A 5,847-nucleotide genomic window follows, 5' to 3' on the forward strand; every position below is an offset into this window, starting at 1 on the left:
CTGCGCGATCGCGTTGTCGAAATCGTCACCGCCCAAACGCTGGATGCCCTCACTAAGGACGACTTCGTTGACCTGGCCGACCATCCGCAACAGAGAGGCGTCGAACGTGCCACCACCCAGGTCGTAGATCAGCACGTATTCGCGCTTGGCGGTGATCGTGGACCGGTACCGGTGGGCGTATTCCAGTCCCGCGGCCGAGGGTTCGTTCAGCAGAGCGACCACTCGAAAACCGGCTGCGACAAAAGCATTCAGCGTCATGAAGCGCTGGGCGCTGGACGCGTTGGCCGGCACACTGATCGCGGCCTCCACCGGCTCGTCCGGCGCTGCGCCGGCATTCGACCGCTGATACAGATCGCTCTTGAGTTGCGCCAGGAAGCCGGTGAGCAGATCGGCCAATAGGTAGGTCCGTCCGGCGAGTGTCACCTCTGACTGCGGGCCGGCGTCATTGAGCAGCCGCTTGAACGCCCGCAGCACCGACCATCCGGGCTGATGCCGCACGGCGGCGGCGTCCAGTCCGAACCGCAGCTCGCCGGTCGCGTTGGCGGCGACCAGCGAGGGCCAGGTGTCGAACCCGTCGAAGGAGACGACCGGATAATTTCCCCGGTCGACGATCGCCGCGACGGTGTGCGTGGTCCCGAAGTCGATACCGACTCTCATTCCGCCCAATTCTAGGGCCGCTCGAGCGTCTTTTCAGTGCCGTGCGCGAGTGTGTCCCACTGCCGTTGCACCGCGCGTTCGGCGGCGGTGGGGATCAGTCCCGCCGGCGCGAACCGCTTCGAATCCACCGGATCGGCCTCGGTCAGGCGCGCGTCGGAGCCACGAAAAATCTTGTAGGACACAATGATCCCGGTCACCGCCACGATTACGACCACGAGGGCGAAGACGATTGACAGGGTGCCCTGAATGAAGGTGTTGCGGATGACGGCGTCCATCTCGTCGGCATTTCCGGCGGAACCGAACGCCGTCTTGCCGGCGTGTTTGGCGGCCAGGTATCGCGAATGCAATGACCAGTAGCCGATGGCCGGATCGGCCGAGAAGATCTTCTGCCAGGACGCTGTGAGGGTGACCGCCAGATCCCACAGCAGCGGCAGCCCGGGGATCCAGGCCCACTTCCACAGACCCTTCTTGATGACCACCGCCGTAACGACGGTCAAAGCGATGGCAGCGAGCAGCTGGTTGGCGATGCCGAATAGCGGAAACAAGGTGTTGATGCCGCCGAGCGGGTCGGTCACGCCCATCAGCAGCACGCTGCCCCAGCCGGCAACTACGGCCAGGCTGCAGCTCCAGGCACCGACGCGCCAGCTGGGATTGCGCAGCTTGGCCAGCGGCCCGCCCAGATTGCCCAGTCCGTCGGAGAGCATGAACCGGGCGACCCGGGTGCCCGCATCGACGGTGGTGAGGATGAACAGCGCCTCGAACATGATCGCGAAGTGGTACCAGTACGGCTTGAGGCTCGCACCGCCGAACACGCGGTGCAGCACGTCGGACATCCCCAACGCCAGGGTGGGTGCCCCGCCGGTGCGGGAAACGATCGTGTGCTCGCCGACGCTGGCCGCGGTCTGGTTGATGCGGTCGGCGGTCACCCGGGGACCCGACAGACCCAGTCCGTTGACGTATTCGGCGGCCGCGGTCGCGGTGCCCCCGGTCTGCACGACGGGCGCGTTGAGAGTGAAGTACAGATGCTGGTCGAGGACAGCCGCGGTGATCAGCGCCATGACCGCGACGAACGACTCGGTGATCATGCCGCCGTAGCCGATGGCCCGCATCTGGCCTTCCTTCTCCAGCAGCTTCGGCGTCGTACCCGAGGCGACCAGCGAATGGAAGCCGGATAGGGCACCGCACGCGATCGTGATGAACAGGAACGGGAACAGGGAGCCGGCGAAGACAGGGCCGTCACCCCGGGTGGCGAAGTGCGAGAGGGCAGGGGCCTGCAGGACGGGATGGGCGAGGCAGACCCCGATGGCCAGCAGGGCGATGGTGCCGACCTTCATGAAGGTGGACAGATAGTCGCGCGGGGCGAGCAGCAGCCACACCGGCAACACCGACGCCGCGAACCCGTAGCCGATGATCAGCCAGCAGAGTGTCACCGGTGAAAGGTCGAACCATGCTGCGCCCCAATCTGTTTCGCCAACCCAATGGCCGCAGGCCACCGCGAGCAGCAACAGCACCCCCCCGATTGCCGATACCTCACCCACCCGGCCAGGACGCAGAAATCTCAGATAGCAACCCATGAACACCGCGATCGGGATCGTCATGCCGATGGAGAACACGCCCCATGGGCTCTGCGCCAATGCCCGCACCACCACCATCGCCAGCACCGCGAGCAGGATCAGCATGATGACGAAGATCCCGATCAGGGCCGCCGCCCCGCCGGTGGCGCCGAGCTCCTCGCGGGCCATCTGGCCCAGCGAGCGGCCACGCCGCCGGGTGGATATCCACAACACCAGGTAGTCCTGCACGCAACCGCCCAGTACCGCTCCGACGACGATCCAGATGCTGCAAGGCAGATAACCCATTTGGGCGGCCAACACGGGGCCGACCAGTGGCCCGGCACCGGCGATGGCGGCGAAGTGGTGGCCGAACAGCACGCGTCGGTCCGTCGGCACGTAATCGGTGCCGTCCTCGAGAACCTCGGCGGGGGTGGCGTGATCGTCGCGCGGGCGAACAATTTTCGTCTCGACCAACCGTGCGTAGAAACGGAACCCGATCAGGTAGGTGCAGATCGCCGCGACTACCAGCCACACGGCGTTGACCCGCTCACCGCGAACGAGCGCAATCACCGCCCAGGCGATGGCGCCGACGACGGCGATCACCCCAAACAAGGCTTTTTTCCTGCCGGTGATGGGGGAACGGTCGATGACGGCGACGGGCGGTAGATCGGGCTCGGTCCGGATGTAGCTGATGTCGCGGTCCACCCGGGCTCCTCTCCGGCGTCGCCAACGACTGTGAATCTACCGACGCCGGATCGGCGCGTCGCGTCGTGTACTTCACGCTGGGCGTCGCTGGGGCTTTAGTACATGGCGCGCACCGCGTCGATGGTGTCGGCTTCGGCCGGGCTCTTGTCGTCGCGGTAGCGCACCACCCGGGCGAACCGTAGCGCGACCCCGCCCGGGTACCGCGTCGAGCCCTGCACGCCATCCAGCGCGATCTCCACCACCTGTTCCGGCCGGACGTGCACGACGTAGCCGTCGCTGCCGGAGGTGGCCAGCTCGGTGAACCGCGCGGTCTGCCAGTCCAGCATGGCGTCGGTCATCCCCTTGAACGTCTTGCCGACCATCACGAATTCGCCGCTGTCCGGGTCGCGGGCGCCCAGATGGATGTTGGACAGTTTCCCCTTCCGGCGCCCCGAGCCCCATTCCACGGCTAACACCACCAGGTCGAGGGTGTGCACCGGCTTGACCTTCACCCAGCCCGCGCCGCGTCGGCCCGCCTGATACGGCGCATCCGGCGCCTTGGCCATCACACCTTCGTGCCCGGCGGCCAGCGTTGCGTCCAGGAACGCGGCGGCCTGCACCGGGTCGGAAGTGGCCAGTCGATCAACCCGATGTTGTTGGGGCACCAGCGCATCCAGCGCGGCCAGCCGCTCAGTGGTTGGCGCGTCGAGCAGGTCCACGCCGTCGCGGTGCAGGATGTCGAAGAAGAACACCGACAGCGGCTGCTTGTCGCGGGCGGCGGCCACGTCCACCGATCGGCCGAACCGGGACGCGGTGACCTGGAAGCGGTGCGGCCGGTTGTCCGGCCGCAGGGCGATCGCCTCGCCGTCGGCAACCAGCTGGCGTACCGGCAAGGCCAGCGTCGCCTCGACCACTTCGGGTAGCCGGGCGGTGACGTCGTCCAGGCTGCGGGTGAAGACCTTCACGTCGTCACCGGCGCGGTGGATCTGCACCCGGGCCCCGTCCAGCTTCGCCTCGAAAATCGATGTCCCGCCATGCTTTTCGAGCGCGTCGGCAACGCTGGTCGCGGTCTGGGCCAGCATCGGCCCGACCGGCCGGCCGACTTCGAGGGTGAATTCGTCCAGCGCGCCACCGGTCAGCGCGGCCGCGGCGACCGCGGGCAGATCCCCGCCGAGCATGGCGGCGCGCTGCACCGCGGCGGCGGGGAGACCGGCCGCTTTAGCCACGGCGTCGGTCATGATTCCGATGAGCGCGCCCTGGCGCAGTTCGCCGCTGAGTAGCCGCAGCAGGAAGGTCTGCTCGGTTTCGGTCGCCGCAGCGAACAGCCCGCGGATCAGTTCCGCGCGCCGGGCCTGGGAGCCCTTGCCCGACACCGCGCCGATCTCGGTGAAAGTGGCGTCGACCCCGACGACGGTCAGCGTTGCATCCGATGCCGGCGGCGGCAGCGAGCGCAGAGACGCCCAGCCCACACCGATCTGGCGCTGCCGCAACTCTCCGGACAGCCACGACACGACTGTTGCCGCCACCTCGGCTTCGGCCCCGGCGCGGCGCAGCAACTCGGCGATGTGCGCGACCTTGGCAAGCCGCGACGAGGTTGCGCCCACGCTGAGCGAGGTGCTTGCTACGTCGAACAGGAGCACGCTGTCGAGCTTGGCACGACACGCTGACAACCCCGGCGCACGGACCAGCTAGCGTGCCTCGGTAACGTTACAAATTCTAGGCTTTGTGACAACCCAGAAAACGGAGGTCCGGATGGAGATCAGCGGAAAGAAGGTCGTCGTCATCGGCGGCGCCTCGGGGATGGGACGCGCCAGCGTCGAGCTGCTGCACGAGCGCGGCGCGCAGGTCGCGGTGCTCGACCGTGAGGGATCGGACGGCAAAGAGGTTGCCGAAGGGGTCAGCGGCAAGTTCTATCCCGTCGACGTCACGGACTTCGCCGGCACCGAGGAGACGTTGCAGGCCGCGGTCGACGATCTCGGTGGGCTGCACGTCGTCGTCACCACCGCCGGTGGTGGCATCGCCAAGCGCACGCTGACCAAGACCGGGCCGCACGATCTCGAATCCTTCCAGTCCGTGATCGACCTCAACCTGATCGCCACCTTCAACATCAGCCGCCTGGCCGCCGCGCACATGAGCAAAAACGAACCCGAAGACGACGAGCGCGGCGTCATCATCAACACCGCGTCCATCGCCGCCTTCGAGGGCCAGATCGGGCAGGTCGCCTACACCGCGGCCAAGGCGGGAATCGCGGGCATGTGCCTGACCATGGCACGCGACTTGGGTTCGGTGGGCATCCGGGTGCTGGCCATCGCGCCGAGCCTGTTCGCCACCGGTCTGACCAAGGGCATCCCGGACGAGTTCGCCACCGCGCTGACCAAGGATGCCGCGTTCCCCAAGCGGCTGGGCCGGCCCGAGGAGTACGCCAAGCTGGTGGCGGCCATCGTGGACAACCCGATGCTCAACGGCCAGTGCCTGCGCCTGGACGCGGGGCAGCGGTTCGCCCCGAAGTAATCCCGGCGTCGTCGTCCACCAGCCTGAGCACCCTCCTCGCTCATTAAGTACACTCTTTAGGTACTTGGCAGCGCTGCGAGGAGGATCCGCATGGGTATCGCACTGACCGACGACCACCGCGAACTTGCGGAGGTCACCCGCGGGTTTCTGAACTCGCAGAAGGCGCGAGCGGCGGCGCGGGCGCTACTCGATGCGCCCGAGGAAGAGCGGCCGGCCATCTGGCAGGGCATCGGCGAACTCGGTTGGCTCGGCTTGCATATCAGCGAGGAGCACGGCGGCTCCGGCTACGGCCTGCCCGAATTGGTGGTGGTGATCGAAGAACTCGGCCGCGCTGTGGCGCCCGGGCCGTTCGTGCCGACGGTGATCGCCTCGGCGGTGATCGCGCACGCAGGTGGCGCCGAGCAGCAAGCCCGGCTGTTGCCCGGCCTGATCGACGGGTCGG

General features: G+C 67.4%; 5 protein-coding genes. 2 read left to right on the forward strand and 3 right to left on the reverse strand.

The features are described from left to right. The 3 genes from A9X01_RS01685 to A9X01_RS01695 form a co-directional block, all read right to left on the reverse strand. The coding region (locus A9X01_RS01685) for an Hsp70 family protein (RefSeq protein WP_155771870.1) at positions 1-657 on the reverse strand (657 nt) is incomplete at its 3' end. A gap of 11 nt (positions 658-668) precedes the next feature. After that, positions 669-2,915: a carbon starvation CstA family protein gene (locus A9X01_RS01690; protein WP_065119007.1), complete on the reverse strand. Its 2,247-nt coding sequence runs from the start codon at positions 2,913-2,915 to the stop codon at positions 669-671. A 95-nt stretch (positions 2,916-3,010) separates the two neighbouring features. Further along, entirely contained in the window at positions 3,011-4,534 is a 1,524-nt protein-coding gene (locus A9X01_RS01695; RefSeq protein WP_065119008.1) for an ATP-dependent DNA ligase, read from the reverse strand. A gap of 112 nt (positions 4,535-4,646) precedes the next feature. On the opposite strand from A9X01_RS01695, the gene A9X01_RS01700 reads away from it, so the two are divergent. Both A9X01_RS01700 and A9X01_RS01705 read left to right on the forward strand, forming a co-directional pair. Then, positions 4,647-5,405, forward strand: a complete 759-nt coding sequence (locus A9X01_RS01700; protein ID WP_065119009.1) for an SDR family NAD(P)-dependent oxidoreductase — start codon at positions 4,647-4,649, stop codon at positions 5,403-5,405. Positions 5,406-5,495: 90 nt separating this feature from the next. After that, on the forward strand, positions 5,496-5,847 hold a 352-nt coding region (locus A9X01_RS01705; RefSeq protein WP_172832428.1), incomplete at its 3' end, for an acyl-CoA dehydrogenase family protein.

Origin of the sequence: Mycobacterium asiaticum, from assembly GCF_001668675.1 — a bacterium.
GTDB lineage: Bacteria > Actinomycetota > Actinomycetes > Mycobacteriales > Mycobacteriaceae > Mycobacterium > Mycobacterium asiaticum_D.